Annotated in this window: 15 protein-coding genes; 6 read left to right on the forward strand and 9 right to left on the reverse strand. The window is 27.8% G+C overall.

Features of this window, described 5'->3' with window-relative positions:
- Positions 1–206: 206 nt before the first annotated feature.
- Together BLT70_RS07700 and BLT70_RS07705 are read left to right on the forward strand one after the other, a co-directional pair.
- Positions 207–857 (forward strand): peroxiredoxin-like family protein, encoded by a 651-nt coding sequence (locus BLT70_RS07700; RefSeq protein WP_091893213.1) that lies wholly within the window; start codon positions 207–209, stop codon positions 855–857.
- 34 nt (positions 858–891) lie between these two features.
- The gene (locus tag BLT70_RS07705; protein WP_091893217.1) at positions 892–1,413 is read left to right on the forward strand and encodes a thioredoxin family protein; all 522 of its coding nucleotides are present in this window, start codon (positions 892–894) and stop codon (positions 1,411–1,413) included.
- 30 nt (positions 1,414–1,443) lie between these two features.
- Here the strand turns inward: BLT70_RS07705 and BLT70_RS07710 are convergent, their stop codons facing one another.
- The 7 genes from BLT70_RS07710 to BLT70_RS07740 form a co-directional block, all read right to left on the reverse strand.
- Positions 1,444–2,223, reverse strand: coding sequence for a zinc-dependent peptidase (locus BLT70_RS07710; RefSeq protein ID WP_091893219.1), 780 nt, complete (start codon positions 2,221–2,223; stop codon positions 1,444–1,446).
- Positions 2,224–2,245: 22 nt separating this feature from the next.
- Entirely contained in the window at positions 2,246–4,687 is a 2,442-nt protein-coding gene (locus BLT70_RS07715; protein WP_091893221.1) for a M1 family metallopeptidase, read from the reverse strand.
- Between the two features lie 68 nt (positions 4,688–4,755).
- On the reverse strand, positions 4,756–7,506 hold the full coding sequence (locus BLT70_RS07720) for an IPT/TIG domain-containing protein (protein ID WP_091893223.1): 2,751 nt from the start codon (positions 7,504–7,506) through the stop codon (positions 4,756–4,758).
- A gap of 79 nt (positions 7,507–7,585) precedes the next feature.
- Complete coding sequence (locus tag BLT70_RS07725; RefSeq protein WP_091893225.1) at positions 7,586–8,122, reverse strand: DUF4252 domain-containing protein; 537 nt, start codon at positions 8,120–8,122, stop codon at positions 7,586–7,588.
- Positions 8,123–8,184: 62 nt separating this feature from the next.
- Positions 8,185–8,703, reverse strand: coding sequence for a DUF4252 domain-containing protein (locus BLT70_RS07730; RefSeq protein WP_091893227.1), 519 nt, complete (start codon positions 8,701–8,703; stop codon positions 8,185–8,187).
- 39 nt (positions 8,704–8,742) lie between these two features.
- Positions 8,743–9,168: a hypothetical protein gene (locus BLT70_RS07735; RefSeq protein ID WP_091893229.1), complete on the reverse strand. Its 426-nt coding sequence runs from the start codon at positions 9,166–9,168 to the stop codon at positions 8,743–8,745.
- Entirely contained in the window at positions 9,155–9,664 is a 510-nt protein-coding gene (locus tag BLT70_RS07740) for an RNA polymerase sigma factor (protein ID WP_091893231.1), read from the reverse strand. The genes BLT70_RS07735 and BLT70_RS07740 overlap by 14 nt, the downstream gene beginning before the upstream one ends.
- 189 nt (positions 9,665–9,853) lie before the next feature.
- On the opposite strand from BLT70_RS07740, the gene BLT70_RS07745 reads away from it, so the two are divergent.
- On the forward strand, positions 9,854–11,338 hold the full coding sequence (locus tag BLT70_RS07745; protein ID WP_091893233.1) for a S41 family peptidase: 1,485 nt from the start codon (positions 9,854–9,856) through the stop codon (positions 11,336–11,338).
- Between the two features lie 72 nt (positions 11,339–11,410).
- Here the strand turns inward: BLT70_RS07745 and BLT70_RS07750 are convergent, their stop codons facing one another.
- Positions 11,411–12,379 carry a patatin family protein gene (locus BLT70_RS07750; protein ID WP_091893235.1) on the reverse strand — a complete coding sequence of 323 codons (969 nt, stop codon included), beginning with the start codon at positions 12,377–12,379 and terminating at the stop codon, positions 11,411–11,413.
- A gap of 245 nt (positions 12,380–12,624) precedes the next feature.
- Between BLT70_RS07750 and BLT70_RS07755 the strand changes: the two genes are divergently transcribed.
- The 3 genes from BLT70_RS07755 to pepT are packed head-to-tail and all read left to right on the forward strand — an operon-like array spanning position 12,625 to position 15,531.
- Positions 12,625–13,668 (forward strand): exo-alpha-sialidase, encoded by a 1,044-nt coding sequence (locus BLT70_RS07755; protein ID WP_091893237.1) that lies wholly within the window; start codon positions 12,625–12,627, stop codon positions 13,666–13,668.
- A 19-nt stretch (positions 13,669–13,687) separates the two neighbouring features.
- A complete protein-coding gene (locus tag BLT70_RS07760; RefSeq protein WP_157691860.1) occupies positions 13,688–14,284 on the forward strand; it encodes a hypothetical protein in 597 nt (198 codons plus the stop codon).
- Positions 14,285–14,286: 2 nt separating this feature from the next.
- The gene (gene pepT, locus BLT70_RS07765; protein WP_091893241.1) at positions 14,287–15,531 is read left to right on the forward strand and encodes a peptidase T; all 1,245 of its coding nucleotides are present in this window, start codon (positions 14,287–14,289) and stop codon (positions 15,529–15,531) included.
- Between the two features lie 37 nt (positions 15,532–15,568).
- Here the strand turns inward: pepT and BLT70_RS07770 are convergent, their stop codons facing one another.
- Positions 15,569–16,108 carry a 1-acyl-sn-glycerol-3-phosphate acyltransferase gene (locus BLT70_RS07770; protein ID WP_091893243.1) on the reverse strand — a complete coding sequence of 180 codons (540 nt, stop codon included), beginning with the start codon at positions 16,106–16,108 and terminating at the stop codon, positions 15,569–15,571.
- Between the last annotated feature and the right edge of the window lie 19 nt (positions 16,109–16,127).

Below are 16,127 nucleotides of genomic sequence, written 5' to 3' on the forward strand. Positions count from 1 at the left end.
ATCACTCTAAAATATCTTTACTACCTAATAAAACAAGCATCCAGTATTTTAAATAATTCTGGATGTTTCTTTTAATGAAGTTTGATTTCTCAAAAAAAAATTATCAGTAATAACTAAAAAATCAATTTTAAGTTTTAATACTAATTTCACATAAAAAAGTATTATAAATATTTACATTTGAAGTATCAGAAAAAAATAATTTAAAAATGAAGACTTTAAGAGAACAAACGGATGCTAAAATTGCAGCTGGACGAAATGCAAAACCTGATTTTATGAAAGGTGTTGATGATATTATTGAGAAAGCAAAAGCTTTTGAAGAAGGCAAAAATGCATGTAAAGTTGGAGAAAAAGCACCCAATTTTGAGCTTCCAAATCCTGATGGAAAATTAATATCGTTAGATACATTATTAAATAATGGTCCTCTTGTTGTTACATTTTATCGTGGAGATTGGTGTCCTTATTGCAATTTACAATTAAGAGCTTTGCAAGCAAGATTAAGCGAAATTCATGACTTAGGAGCTACTTTAGTTGCTATTAGTCCGCAAGTTCCTGATGGATCTTTAACAAAAAGTGAAATTAGCGAAATGGATTTTACTGTATTATCTGATCAAGATGCAAAAGTAGCCACACAATTTGGTGTTGCATGGGAAGTACCTGAGTTTTTAGCCGAACATATGCGAGTTGATCGTAATCTTGATTTAGAAAAAATTAATAATGGAAATGGTAACGTTTTACCTATTCCTGCTACATTTATAGTAGGAAAAGACGGCACAGTTAAATGGAATTATGTAAATGTTGATTACAGAACACGTTCTGAACCTGAAGAAATTATTGAAGCTTTAAAAAAGTTATCTTAATTATTTATATTTACAAAACCTTAAAAAATTATCCATGAAATTTAAAATTATAACACTTTTTATAACCACTTTATTAGCTGTTAATTTCCAAGTTTCGGCACAAGAAACTACAGATACTTTATTAAAAAATGCTCAAGAAATAGCAAAAAAGGAAGGAAAATCTATTTTTATAAAATTTGAAGCTTCTTGGTGTGGTTGGTGTCATAAAATGACCAAAGACATGAAATCTGAGAAAACAAAAGAGTTCTTTGAAGACAATTATATTATGGTACCAGTTGTAGTAAATGAAGCAAAAGGAAAAGAACATTTAGAAAACCCAGGTTCTACAGCTTTATTAAAGCAATATAAAGGTGATAAAGCAGGTTTGCCTTTTTGGGTAATTTTAGATTCAGATTTAAAAATTATTACAGATTCTTTTGATGCTAATGGTCAGAATTTAGGTGGTCCTGCAAGTGTAGAAGAAGTAAAAGAATTTATAAATAAGATAAAGAAATCTGCCAAAAAAGTTACACAAAAAGATGTAGATAACATCACAAATCAATTTGTTACACAATAAAAAAAGCAACAACTATTGTTTATTTTATTCTTACGATTTCATAAAACAAGCATCCAGCATTTTATATAATTCTGGATGTTTTCTTTTAAACAATTTTGGTCTTTCAAAAAAATATTCTCCTGCAACTGCTAAAAATTCAATTTCTGATGTCCCTCCATAATTTCTAATATCAGAAGTATCCTTATTAATTGCTTCCATTTCTTTATGAACCAATTGCAAATACGGAATTATATATTGTTTGTCTAACAAAGCAGCAGGAATTCCATCAATAACACCATCTTCTTTATCTAAAAGGTGAATAAATTCATGAATCGCTGTATTTCCTTTATCAGTTTTATTGCTAAAACCATGATGCAATGCTTTTCTAGATAAAATCATTTGGTTTTCAAATCTTCCAGAACCAACCAAACCTCCTATTGTTCTGTCACTAATTTTACTGTTAAATTGTAAATCATCATCAAAATAATCAGGATAAATTAAAACAGTTGTTAGGTTGGAATAGTTCCAAGTTGGAAATCTAAAAACAGGAATTACAGCACTTGCAGCAACTAGCAAACTATCCAATTCTTCTAGCTTAAAATGAACTGCTTCAATATTTTTTGTGTTTAAAAAATGAAAAATCTTTGTTCTGAATAGTTGCTGCTCATCCGAAGTTAATTTTTTATAGAAAAGAATGTTGTCTTCTAATAATTGATGCCAATGTGCTGGAATATCAACTTTTTTAAATGAAATTTCTTTTGCTTTTTTCTTGGGCAATAAACTAACAATCAAAACAATAAGAAGTGCAGTAATTGCAATTAAATATAGCATTTATTATTTTTAAAAATATAATTTACAACAACTTAGCCATTGCTGTTTTAATAATTTCTATATTCTTTTCTTTGTTAGATTTATTAACTTTCTGCTGCTCTTTTACCATATCTCGCATTAAGTTAATAACAACTTTATCAAAATTAAAGCTTTTATATTGTTTTCCTTTTTCAACCATATCATCCACTAAATTACGAATTGCTTCAGAATTATTAGTTTCAGAAATTTGCTTAAATGCTTTTTGAAATAACACTTTAGTAGCATCATCACCCGTTAAAAACATTCCAGATAATACACTTTTTGCTACAAAAGGCAATTCTGATTCGTCATTTTCTTCAATAAATATTTTTGTTAAAGGCGTTGCTAAAATTTTACGAACTTCATCTGGTAATTCTTTCGATTTTGCAATTGCAGCTGGTTTATCAACATAATACAAAGAAACCAATGCTTTACCCAAAACAGAATATGATTTACTTTGCAATCCTTTTTCAAAAATTGATTTTAATTCTGGGTCTGTTAATTTTCCTAACGTATTTATTGCTTCTGCTTGTACTAATGTTTTAGTATCTGTATTGGAAATATTCATAATTTTTAGAATCACATCTTTTTTAGAAAACTTATTGATTAAATCAATTTGTTTTAAAGCTAAAACTCTAATTTTATACGCTTTATCATCCAAAGCTTCAACTACTGCGTTAAATGCATCTTTATCGTCTTGCTTTTTTGCCACTTCTAAAAAAGCTTCTCTTCTGTGTGCATAATTATCTGCATTTTTAAGCTGAAAAATATAATCGCTTAAAACTTTGTTTTCATGAATTTCACAAACCAAAGATCCATCTGCATTTACCTGAATTAAATTTGGTTGTTTTGTATACGGAAACGAAAATGACGCATCTTTTGATTCCACAAAAACACTGTGTCTAGTTCTTTTTCCACCTTCAAAAACATCAATTGCAAAAGGAAATTTAAAAGTATCTGCTTGTAACTGAACAACATTAACTGTAACCGTTTTTCTTAACGTATTGTAATCGTAAGAAATCTCAATATTTGGATGTCCAGAACCAAAATACCATTGATTAAAAAACCAATTTAAGTCTTTACCTGTTATTTTTTCAAAAATTAATCGCAACTGATGCACTTCTGCTGCTTGATATTTATAGGTATTTAAATATTCTTTTAATCCTAAGAAAAAAGCTTCATCACCTAAATACGTACGCAACATGTGCAAAATAGCGCCACCTTTATTGTAGCTCACCAAATCGAACATATCTTCTTTGTCGTCATAATTAAAACGCACCAAGTCTTTACTTTCACTTAGTCCGTTTAAATACGCATCAACATCTTCAAATAAATGCATTTCTGCTTCAACTTTTCCGTATTTATATTCTCTCCATAAATACTCGCTATAATTGGCAAAAGATTCATTTAACGTTAAATTAGACCAACTTTCTGCGGTTACTAAATCGCCAAACCAATGATGAAAAAGCTCGTGCGCAATGGTATTTTCTTGCACATTTTCATCAATTAATTGCCCAGGTTTTTGATATGCTTGTTCGCCATGCATTACAGCAGTTGTGTTTTCCATTGCGCCAGAAACATAATCTCTACCAACAATCTGACTGTATTTATTCCAAGGATATTCTACACCTAATTTATCAGAAAAGAAACCAATCATTTCTGGCGTTAATCCGAAAATATCTTTTGCATAAGGTGCAAATTCTTTTTCTACATAATAATTTACAGGAATATTTTTATATGAATCTTTGATAATTTCATATTCTCCAATTCCCATAAAAAATAAATACGGAGCGTGTTTTTGATCAAATTTCCAATAATCTGTTCTGTTATTTCCTTTTTTAATCTGACTAATCAATTCGCCATTAGAAAGCGTTACATATTTATTAGGAACCGTAATATAAATTTCTTCGGATGTTTTTTGATTTGGAGCATCAATTGTTGGAAACCAACAACTGCTAGATTCTGTTTCTCCTTGCGTCCAGATTTGTGTAGGTTTATTTTTATCAGATCCATCAGCATTTATAAAATATAAGCCTTTTGCACCTGTAATTGCTGCACTTCCTTTTTGATACACCTTTTCTGGTTGCGCTGTATATTTTATATAAATAGTAAATTCCTCGTCTTTTTGATAGGTTTTAGCTAAGCTGATAATCAAGTTCAAACCATCATCATAGGTATATTTTAAAGCAGCATTATTCATAGAAACTTGATGAATCAGCATTGCTTTTGCATCTAAAGTAATTGTATTTGTGTTGTAAAAGTGCGGTTTTGCGGTAATCCAGGCTTCACCATTCATGGTTTTATTATCAAAATTAAAATCGACCTTTAATTTTGTATGTACTAAATCATGAATTTTTTCTCTTTCTGATTTGTAAGTTGCATTTTGAGCACTACTTAAAAATGAAAATAAAATAAAAATAAAAATAATAAACTTCTGAAATTTCATAAAATAGTATTGTTAGTAAAAACAAAATTAGCAAATATGATAAGATATACTGTTAATGCGCCGTTAAACTAGTGCGGATCATTTTTGATATCGTAAACTTGAACATACGGATTGATATAATAATATTGACCGATACCAAGGCTAAAATACATGGTATCATCTTTTATATAAGTTACGTGATTCATTAACTTTTGTAACATTGGGTTTTTTTCTGACCACGAATTTGTACTGATATTATATTCATATAATCTATGTTCTACTCCACCATCGGTATAACCACCACTAAAGTATAAACTACCATTGTAATATTTTAAAGAAACATTATTATACGTTCCATAAAAATCTCTTGGTCTTCCCATATTTACCCAATTGTTGGTTTTTATATCATAATAATATCCACTTCCTTGAAAAGGATTTATAAATATTTTATCATCGCCATAAGTAATATTTTCATAAAGGATATTTAAATCTGAAGGTTTGTTTATTTTCTCAACTGAATTATCTAACAAATTAACTTTATAAAAATCGTTGGTATTGTATTGAATTCCGTATAAATAATCCCCCACAATAACTCCATTTTTTACACTGATATTTGTAAGCGCAGCTTCACTCCAAATTTTAGTATTCGTATCATAAAGATAAACTTTGCTACCAATTGGGTATTTAGCAATTCCATTTTCTAATGAAATATATGCTTTTTCACCAAAAATGGGTGTGCCAAATGGTGGAGGGTTATTATCAAATAATTCCCATTTATTTTTAATGAAAGAAAATTTATAAACCCCTTTATTATTGCAGAAAAACCAATTTTCTTCATCAGAAAAAGAAATGTGAGTTTTGTAATAGGGAACATCATCTTCATATACTTGTTCATAAAAATCAAAAGGTTCAATACCATTAAAAGTGCCTAAGTCAAATTTTTGATCTCCACTTGAAGCTGTGATTTTAAAACTTGGTTTTAATTTATTGAAATAAGGCAACATAAAAGTTACTTTTTCATCTTCTTCACTTATTTGAAAAACATAAAAATCGTCTGCTGTAATATCTAATTTTTGAAGATTTTTTCCTGTAATTTCATAAAGATCTCTTCTTGTACCCGAATTACTACTTAAAGAAAAAACTTCTGTTTTTTTAATACTGTATTCTATTTCATTAGATTTTTGTCCTGCAGTAATTACATATAATTTATGCTTACCAGCTGTAGTATTTATATTTAAAGGGAATTCTATTTTACTATTATTTAAAGTATATGCTGAGTTTGCTTGAAAAGGAACTTCTTCGTCATCAATAAACACTTTTGTGAAACTTCTATACGCAAAATTATTTCCTGTTAAAATGATATGATCATTGTACTTAAATTCTTCTTTGTTTACTGAAATTATTTCTGGTTTGTGAATTTTAACCAATTTAGAATCTTCGCCAAATGGCGTTGTAATTTTAATTTCTAAACTACCAGGAGTTGTTAAGTTGTAGTTCCAACTATAAAAGTTAATATTCAACCAACTAATTAAAGACAAATTTACGTTTCCTAATATATCAATTTCGCTTTTAACCCCAAATGTTTTGGGTCTTCCACCAATTTCAATATCATCGTCTAAAAAACTTTCTGTTTTAATTGTAAAATCGGTTTCATTTAAATGGTAAATTTCTTTATTAAACCCTTCTATTGTTGGCGGCAATATTTGAACGGGTTTTTCTATTGTAAAGTCTGTAAACTCTAATTTTACTTTCGGATTTGTGTCGTTAAAATATCTATCAATTAAAATCTTTATTTCGCCTTTTTTTAAGGCTACAATTTTTTGAAGACTATTACCAACATACACTTTTAAATTAGAGTTTTTCTGAATAAAATAATTCCCTTTTATAGTTAAGGTATCTAAAAAACCAACAGATTGTGGCAATAAACTTTCTATATAAGGAGTTGTAGTTTCAAAATAGTTTGGCTTTTCAATTATCCTGTCTAAAACTTTCATTTTTAAAGCTACTTTACCAACAGATAATTTTTTTGGAACTTTAATAGACACACTATCTACAGAGTTATTATTATAAACAAGTTCTGTTTTTATATTTTCTAACCAAACTTCTGATATTGAGGTATGAATGTTTTCACCATAAATTGTTAAAACATCTCCAATAAATTTCTCACCAGAACTTATTGAATCTATAATAGGTTCATTAATCGTAAATTTATCCTTTATTTGAGTAGTTGTATTACACGTTTTTAAAGTTAATGAAAGTTCTGATTCTCTTAAATAACTTGGTACTACTGCTTTTATTAAAGTATCTGATTCAGAAATAATATGTAATTGAGAAAAAGTTCCAAGCAAAATTGTGTTACTAAAATCTTCAGCACAAAAGTTTTTTCCCTCAAAGGTTATAGTATCATTTATAAATCCGTTTAATGGAAAAACTTTATCAATTTTTACCATTGAAGTAAAATTGCTTTTAAAAGTTAAAGTATCTCCATAAAAATACTTGTTTTGAAACTTAATATAAGGATACGTTTTATAAATAGAATCCTTTAATAAACCTTGAGAAATATCTGCAATAAATTGATTTTCTTGAAGTGATCCTAAATTGATTTTCCCTTTAGATCCGGTATTTTTATACCAATAAACACCATGTTCTTCTAAAAAATTAGATTGTGGATCCGAAAATTCTAAATCCGTTTTTGTTTGAATAAAAATGTTATTATTATCTAAAATAGAATAGGAAGTAATTGTAGCTGTTGGAATTTTTTCTATTTCTACAGTTTCATTAGATTCACAAGAAATAAGAAAGATAAAAAGGTAAAGAAATAAACTATTTTTAATTTTCAAACTAATTTTTTTTCAAATATAAATAAAAAAGCTGTAATCTTATTAAGAGATTACAGCTTTAAACTACCTAATTATAGCTTTATTTTCCGGTAAAAATTTTGCCGAAGTTTTTTATATTGTCTTCATCCATTTTTACGCTATTTAACATTTCAATTACTTTTGAAGGATTCATATTATCGCCTAATAATCTTGCAACTCCTACTCCTAATTCTGGACTATACCCAAAAGCAATTACTTCGTCTAAAGAATCTGTATTACCTGTGTAATACACTTTTACATTCATTCCTTTTGCTTTTACAGCTCCTAAACTTTTATAGTCTTTATTTGTAAATATATTTTTAAGTGTTGCTTTTTCAGTTTCATAAGCAGCTGTATTATCTTCTGTTTTTTTCAAAAAAGCAACATTAATTTTTTTGATACTTTTCATCGTTTCTTTTACTTCTTCAGAAACATCTGCTTTCGCAGTTAACATAGAACCTACAGGTAAATCTCCGGTAAAAAAACCTTCTTTTCCGCTGGTATCTACTAAATAACTCTGCAGTGATTTTTCGTTTTTACAAGAACTTGCAAAAAGTACTAAAAAAACTACAGAAAATAGTGTGGTTAATTTTTTCATTTTGTGTGTTTTAATTGATTGTAAAGTTAGGTTTTTAAAAACCCAACTTTACAATCTTAGTATTATTTATTGTTACCCTCTTTTACAAAAGTATCTGCTAATTCAGACATTTTATTAATGTCTATATTACCTGTTAAAGAAACAATTACAGCTTCTGATGCCTGATTTGTTTTTTTACTTAAACCTTTAATAAACATTAAAACTTCGCTCACATAATCTTTGTTTTTTGTTGATTTTACATAGATTTTAATACGAGAATCATCTTCTTTAATTCGCATTAATTGCGTTAAGTTTTGCGTTTTAATGGCAGAATTTACCATGCTTTCCATTTTGTCTGCAACGGATGCTTTATCCGTAGAAAACATTTTAAATTCTTTTAATTCTTGAATCATTTGAAAGACTTTCATCCCTTCATTATCTTCAATTTCTACATTTTTAAATTTTGATATTAGCTCAAAAGCATCTTTGGTTACAACAACCATATCTACTCCTTCTGTATCTTCTAAAGTATCAAAAAAAGACTGTGCATTTGTTACAATTGGTGTAACAATAAATGCTATTAACATTATTATTTTTTTCATAATTTCTGTGTTTACTTATTTTACTATTTTTACTTGGTTTTATTTTAATATTTTTTTTACAGTATCTTCATAAGTATATAAGGTTGCAACTGCTTTTTCTCCTTTTTTAAGATTGGTAGAAAGTAATCTTAATCCTTTACTTATTTGATCAAATTGTTTTAATGCTTGGTATCTTTCGTATTCTTGTTTACCAATAAATACGCTAAATAATAACACTATTGATGCTGCTACAGATAACCATTTATAGTTTCTTCTTTTATTAGATTTCTTAGGTTCTAACTCAATGGTTTTTGTGTAAGTTTCAGCTTTTATAGCAGCAAAATAATTAAACATATACGCATACTCTTGCAAATGTGGTGCAACAGAACCTTCTTTAAAATAGTTTTTTAAGGTTGTTTCTTCTTGCAAAGTAGTTTCTGCATTTAAATATTTTTCTACTAATTTTTCTATGTTAGCTAACTCCATAGTTGTGTTTTTTAATTAATTCTTCTCTAATTGTTTTTCTTGCTCTAGATAATGCAACTCTTACAGCTGTTGGTTTCATGTCTACCATTTTACAGATTTCATCAAAATCATATTCTTCTATATCTCTTAGTTGAATTATAATTTTTTGTTGCTCTGGCAATTTTTCTATCAATAAATGTACTTGGTTTACACTGTCTTGATATTCCATTTGTTTATCTAAAGACGTATCTTTTTCTTTATAATTACTGTGTACTAGTGTTAAATTACTTGCTTGTTTGCTTTTTAAACGATCAAAACAATAATTTTTTGTCATGGTCATTGCAAATGCTTCAACATTATTATAATCAGCAATTTTTTCTTTGCTTCTCCATAATTTAAAAATCAGTTCTTGAGTAGCATCTTCAGCTTCTTCTGTAGAAACTAAGAGTCTTTTCGCTAATCTAAAGACCTTATCTTTAAACGGTAAAACAACTTTTAAAAAGTCTGATTGGTTCATTTGGTTTATTTGTTTTTCTGATATTTTTTCATCTCTTATATCAGGTTACATAATTAAGACGATGCATCATTTATTTTGTTACAACGATGCTATAAAAAACACTAAATATGATTAAATTGCGTTAATTTAACGACTTTAACGTCGTAATTTCTTAAGAGTTTTTTACAGTAATTTTCATCAAACAAAAATATGAACACCTATTTTACAATAAATAAAACACTTATAATCTGTATTTTATCAATAGTAACTCTTTTTTCTTCTTGCGAAAAAGAAAAAGCATACTCAATAGAAACAACTATAAATGATGATATTAATTATTTTATTTGGGAAGGTTTAAACAACTATTATTTATGGCAAAAAGATGTGCCTAATTTATCTGATGACAAATTTTCTAACTTAAATGACTTATATATCAATTTTAAAGGATATTCTTCTCCAGAAGCTGTTTTTGAAAGTTTATTAAATAGACCTGAAGATCGGTTTTCTTGGATTGTAAATGATTATGTTGCTTTAGAAAATTCTTTTCAGGGAATTAATCTTAGTAACGGAATGGAGTTTGGTTTGGTAGAATATAAAAATAACTCTAACAAAATATTTGGATATGTGCGTTATGTTATTGAAAATTCTGATGCTGCAACTAATGGAATTTCCAGAGGAATGATTTTTAATTACATTAATGACTCTCAATTAACCTATGATAATTATGAAGCTTTATTATTTAGTAATACTACTAATTATACTGTTGGTTTTGCTAATTATAATGATGGAAATCCTATTTTTAATAACAACACTATTTCTTTATCAAAAGTAGAATTACAAGAAAATCCTGTTGCAATTATCAAAGTTTTTACAGAAGGATCAAATAAAATAGGTTACTTATTATACAATCAATTTGCAAGTAATTACGACGGACAATTAAATGCTGTTTTTGCCAATTTAAAATCAGAAAATATTACTGAATTAATTATAGATTTACGTTATAATGGTGGTGGTTCTGTTAGTACTGCAACCTATTTAGGAAGTATGGTAACTGGGCAATTTAATGGTGAATTATATTCGCAAGAAGTTTGGAATGATAAAGTAATGAAGAAATACTCTTCAGACGGATTTTTAAATAATTTTACTAATAAAATCAGAAATACAGACGAAAACGGAACTGTTATATTAGAAGAAAGTATTAATAGTTTACATTTAAATAAAGTGTATTTTATAACTAGTTATAGCACAGCTTCTGCTTCAGAATTGGTTATAAATTCTTTAAGTTCTTATATTGATGTAGAATTGGTTGGTAAAACTACTAGAGGAAAACAAGTTGGTTCTATTACCATTTATGATTCTGATAATTCTCAACGAAATGGTAGTAATTTAAATCCAAATCATACCTATGCTATGCAACCTTTGGTGTTAGAAATTAGCAATAAAGACAATCAAAACTATCCCGAAGGTATTATTCCAGGAAAAACATTGTCTGGAATTGAATTGGGCGAAGATTATAATAATTTAGGTGTTCTTGGTGAGCGCTCAGATCCTTTATTAAATAAAACTATAGAATATATTACAACAGATTCTAAAACAAGTACTAAGACAAAAAACTTATTCGAGTTTAATGAATTTTTCAACTCAAAATTAGCAACTCCTGCAAAAGATAATATGTTTATTAATTTAAATAAATAAATGTTTTGATACTAAAAATTTAGCTAAAAAAGCTGGATTTTATTTTTAAAATCAAAATTCATAAATTAAAAACTACAAAACTAATTTCTCAACATTATCTACACCTTCTTCAATTTCTTGATCAGTTAAAACATCAGGTCTAAATTCGCTCATTAATTCTTCTCGTTTAGATTTTGCATATTTAAAACCAGATTTCCACCATTTACGCATCAACTTTTCATCAAAAACTAGAGAATTTGTAGTTAAAACTGTAGGTGTATAATATAAATTCAATTTTACATTTTTATTATTTGCGGCCAATTTACCAATTGTAATATTATGTCTTTCTACATGCACTAACATAAATTCTAGCACATCAAATAACAATGTAAAAGGATTTTTAGATGGTATTTTATTAAAATGAGAAACTTCTGTTTCTAAAATAATAGCATCAATTTCTGTTGCTCCTCTTAAAATTGCTTCTCTAATAGGCACTAAAGACCCAAAACCACCATCTGCATATTGACAATGATCTTTTTCTAACAAACTCATAAAAGGCACATAATTACAAGATCCCCAAATCCAATCTGCAAAATCTTCGTAAGCGCAATCATTACTCGATTTATATTCAATTTGATTTGCAGTTAAATTAGAAACAGTAACCACAACTTCTTTATTGCTTTTTCTAATTTCTTCGTACATTTCTTTCGTAATTTTCTTTTTAATTAAACTACGTAAGTTTTTACTTTCACCAAAAGTTTTTCTTCCGTTTAAAAAATTCCATAATGTATTTAAGTGTCTAATACTTATTACTTTTTCGCCGGCAACTTTTTTAATTTTAAAAGGATTATTACTAAAAATAGTTTTTTGATTAACATTGGTATATAATTGCTTTAGTTCATCTAATTTACCTAAAGCTAAATGAGAAACCATTAAACTACCTGTAGATGTACCAATAAACAAATCATAATCTCTGTTTTCTTTTTTCATTAAATATTGCGCAACACCACCTGCAAATGCTCCTTTGCTTCCTCCACCAGAAATTACCAATGCTTTTTTCATAAAAATCTTTTTATCTTTGAAATATAACTTTTTAAAAATACAATATGCAATTAAAATTGACAACCTATTTTTAAATCCTTTTTATATTATTTAAAAGAACTATACAAATTATATAAAAAACAAAATTACAGTTACTAATTATTTAACTAATAATTAAATTATTACAAACAGAAAGTAATTATAATGAGTTCATTAAAAAGTAATTTTAAAACTGATTTATAAATAAATAATTTTAAATAAAACGTATGAAAAAAATAACATTACTAATTTTAACTTTCACATTAATAGTTTCTTGCTATGAAAAATACATTCCTAGAAATATTGAAAATATTAAAATTCAAGAATTTAAAATGGACAATACAAGTATTAGAGCAATTGTAGCAATTGATGCAAACACTATGCATTATGCTGGTTCTAAAGCTGATGTTGGTTTTACTTCGGATGCTGGCAAATCTTGGTCTACAAAACACATAACTTATCAAGATTCTATCATTCCGCATTTTAGAAGTTTAGCCAAAAATGGCGATGCTTTTTTTGCACTTTCAATTGCGAATCCTGCGTTGCTATATAAAATATCAAAAGAGAAAACCGAATTAGTGTATACAGAAAATCATGAAAAAGTATTTTATGATGCGCTTCAATTTTTTGATGATGGTTTACACGGAATTGCAGTTGGCGATCCAACAGAAGATTGTGCATCTGTTATTTTAACTGCTGATAGAGGAAATTCTTGGAGTAAAATTTCTTGTGATAATCTTCCAGAATTTGCTGATGATGAAGCTTTTTTTGCAGCAAGTAATACCAATATAAAAACGATTGGAAGCACAGTTTGGATTGCTTCTGGAGGAAAAAAAACTCGTATTTTAAAGTCTGATGATTTTGGAAAAACATGGCAAATTTTTGAAACTCCTATAATTCAAGGAAATGGCCCTCAAGGTATTTATTCTATTGATTTTTCTGATAAAAATAACGGAATTATTATTGGCGGAGATTATTCTAAACCAACAGAAAACAAGGCAAATAAGGCAATTACGAAAGATGGTGGAAAAACGTGGACTTTAGTTGCCGATAATCAAAATCCTAATTATAAAAGTTGTGTACAATATGTGCCTAATACAAACGGACAAGAAATTTTTGCGGTTGGTAAAACGGGTGTTTCTTTCTCTAATGATGCAGGAAATACTTGGGTAGAAGTTTCTAAAGATGATTATTATGCAATTCAGTTTGTTGATAAAAATACAGCTTGGTTAAGTGGAAATCAGAAAATAGGAAAACTAATTTTAGAGTAAAATAATTTTAAAAATTTAAATGAGTATTTATTTGTATAAATCCATAAAACCTGTGTCAAAAATTAGTTATAGTATTCTTTTAATAGCTTCACTCCTATTTTTATCTTGTTCAAAACAATCAGAAATTAGTAAAGATTTTAATTGTGAAACATCAGCATATAAAAATTTAGAAAAGGTTGAAGATGTAAAAAATTTATTCTCAATTGATTTACCAAAAGATTGGAAAATCAATTTATATCAAGATGAAGTGCAGTCCTCAATTTTTGCAGCAGACACTACAAAACAACTTACAGAATCTGTTTTATTAGATGTAACATTCATCAGAAATAAAATTAATTTTGATGATGCTTTTATCCTTCAGCAAGAACAAGAAAACTTAACAAAAGGCTTGATTAAAATAAAATCGAAAGAAATTACACTTTTAGAAAAACCATCAATTTATATAATCTATAAAGGAAAAAAAGGGAATTTTATGTATGAAACTTGTCATACTTTTATTAAAATTAATGCGCAAAGTTTTATCTTAGCAAAAACAGAAATCTATGGAGATTCATTAGTAAACGAAAGACTCTGTAATTCTTTTTCATTAATAGAAAATATTAAAATTCATCAATAAAAATGATTGATAAACAACACATTACAACACGTTTTATAAAATATGTTACGATTGATACAGAATCAGATCCTAACAATCCTGCTTTTCCAAGCACAAAAAAACAATGGGATTTAGCAAAAATTCTAGAAAAAGAACTCAAACAAATTGGCTTACAAGATGTTGAGTTAGATGAAAATTGTTACATCATGGCAACTTTGCCAAGTAATTTAAATTATGAAGTGCCAACAATTGGTTTTGTTGCGCATATTGATACAAGTCCAGATTTTACAGGAAAAAATGTAAATCCGCAGATTATAGAAAATTACGACGGAAAAGACATCGTTTTAAACAAAGAGAAAAACATTATTTTATCTCCTGATTATTTCGAAGATTTGTTGCAATATAAAGGTCAGACAATTATTACCACAGACGGAACAACGCTTTTAGGCGCAGATGATAAAGCTGGTGTTACAGAAATTGTTACTGCAATGGAATATCTAATTAAAAATCCAGAAATTAAACATGGAAAAATCAGAATTTGTTTTACTCCGGATGAAGAAGTTGGTAAAGGAGCACATTTATTTGATGTAGAAAAGTTTGGTGCAAAATGGGCTTACACCATGGATGGAAGTCAAATTGGCGAATTAGAATACGAAAATTTTAATGCTGCAAGTGCTAAAATTACAATTACTGGTAAAATTGTACATCCAGGATATGCAAAAGGAAAAATGATAAATTCAATATTAATTGCAAACGAATTTATTTCGTCTCTACCTGTTACAGAAGTTCCAGAAAAAACAACAGATTATGAAGGTTTTTTCCATTTACATGACATTACCGGAAATGTAGAAGAAACTGTTTTAGAATATATTATTAGAGATCACGATTTCGATTTATTCGAAGAAAGAAAATACTTAATGCAAAGAATTGCGTTCGATTTTAATGAGCGTTTACAGCAAGATTTGGTTAAAGTAGAAATTAAAAATCAATATTTTAACATGAAGGAAAAAGTTACTCCGGTTATGTATATTGTAGATATTGTAGAGGAAGTTATGAAAGAAATTGGTATTACGCCTTTAATAAAACCAATTAGAGGTGGTACAGATGGTTCTCAACTTTCTTACAAAGGTTTGCCTTGCCCAAATATTTTTGCTGGCGGACATAATTTTCATGGACGATTTGAGTATGTTCCTGTAGAATCGATGATAAAAGCTACTGAAGTAATTGTAGGAATTGCACAAAAAGTTGCAAACAAATATAAGTCTTAAAAAAACTCAATTTTAGCAAGGGTTTTAAAAATCCTTGTTAAAATTGATCTGGATTTTTACCTTTTACATTGTGATAAAAAGCATAAAAAACTTTAAAATCTTTTTCTTTATCATCAGTTGTATAATAAGGTTCAGAAATTTTAACTTGCTTTTTTTCGAAATCTAAAGTTGCCATCACAATTGGCACATTTGCTCCTTTAGCAATATAATAAAAACCTGTTTTCCAAGCATCTACTTTTTTACGAGTTCCTTCTGGCGATAAACCAAGTCTAAATTCATCTTTAGAATTAAAAATATCAATAATTGCATCCACCAAATTATTACTTTGACTTCTATCAACAGGTGTGCCTCCTAAAGCTCTAAAAAAAAAGCCAAAAGGACCTTTAAAAAGAGAATTTTTGCCGATAAAATTTATCATCACTCCAGAAGCCATTCTAGATAAAATAGCAATAGGAAAATCTACCCAACTTGTATGCGGAGCAGCAATAACAACATATTTTTTTATATCTTTTGGAAAATCGTTTTCCAATTTCCAACCTAAAATGGTGTATAATATAAATTTTGCAATAGCTTTCATTGTCTGTTTTAAAAGTGAT

The sequence above is a fragment of the Polaribacter sp. KT25b genome (genome assembly GCF_900105145.1).
Taxonomy (GTDB): domain Bacteria; phylum Bacteroidota; class Bacteroidia; order Flavobacteriales; family Flavobacteriaceae; genus Polaribacter.

Bases quoted from the DNA above. Each gene is read 5' to 3' on its own strand.
- BLT70_RS07730 (WP_091893227.1), bottom strand. From the start codon at position 8,703: ATGAAAAAAATAATAATGTTAATAGCATTTATTGTTACACCAATTGTA.
- BLT70_RS07755 (WP_091893237.1), top strand. From the start codon at position 12,625: ATGAAAAAAATAACATTACTAATTTTAACTTTCACATTAATAGTTTCT.
- BLT70_RS07760 (WP_157691860.1), top strand. From the start codon at position 13,688: ATGAGTATTTATTTGTATAAATCCATAAAACCTGTGTCAAAAATTAGT.
- BLT70_RS07700 (WP_091893213.1), top strand. From the start codon at position 207: ATGAAGACTTTAAGAGAACAAACGGATGCTAAAATTGCAGCTGGACGA.
- BLT70_RS07725 (WP_091893225.1), bottom strand. From the start codon at position 8,122: ATGAAAAAATTAACCACACTATTTTCTGTAGTTTTTTTAGTACTTTTT.
- BLT70_RS07770 (WP_091893243.1), bottom strand. From the start codon at position 16,108: ATGAAAGCTATTGCAAAATTTATATTATACACCATTTTAGGTTGGAAA.
- BLT70_RS07750 (WP_091893235.1), bottom strand. From the start codon at position 12,379: ATGAAAAAAGCATTGGTAATTTCTGGTGGAGGAAGCAAAGGAGCATTT.
- BLT70_RS07735 (WP_091893229.1), bottom strand. From the start codon at position 9,168: ATGGAGTTAGCTAACATAGAAAAATTAGTAGAAAAATATTTAAATGCA.
- BLT70_RS07710 (WP_091893219.1), bottom strand. From the start codon at position 2,223: ATGCTATATTTAATTGCAATTACTGCACTTCTTATTGTTTTGATTGTT.
- BLT70_RS07740 (WP_091893231.1), bottom strand. From the start codon at position 9,664: ATGAACCAATCAGACTTTTTAAAAGTTGTTTTACCGTTTAAAGATAAG.
- BLT70_RS07705 (WP_091893217.1), top strand. From the start codon at position 892: ATGAAATTTAAAATTATAACACTTTTTATAACCACTTTATTAGCTGTT.
- BLT70_RS07715 (WP_091893221.1), bottom strand. From the start codon at position 4,687: ATGAAATTTCAGAAGTTTATTATTTTTATTTTTATTTTATTTTCATTT.
- BLT70_RS07745 (WP_091893233.1), top strand. From the start codon at position 9,854: ATGAACACCTATTTTACAATAAATAAAACACTTATAATCTGTATTTTA.
- pepT (WP_091893241.1), top strand. From the start codon at position 14,287: ATGATTGATAAACAACACATTACAACACGTTTTATAAAATATGTTACG.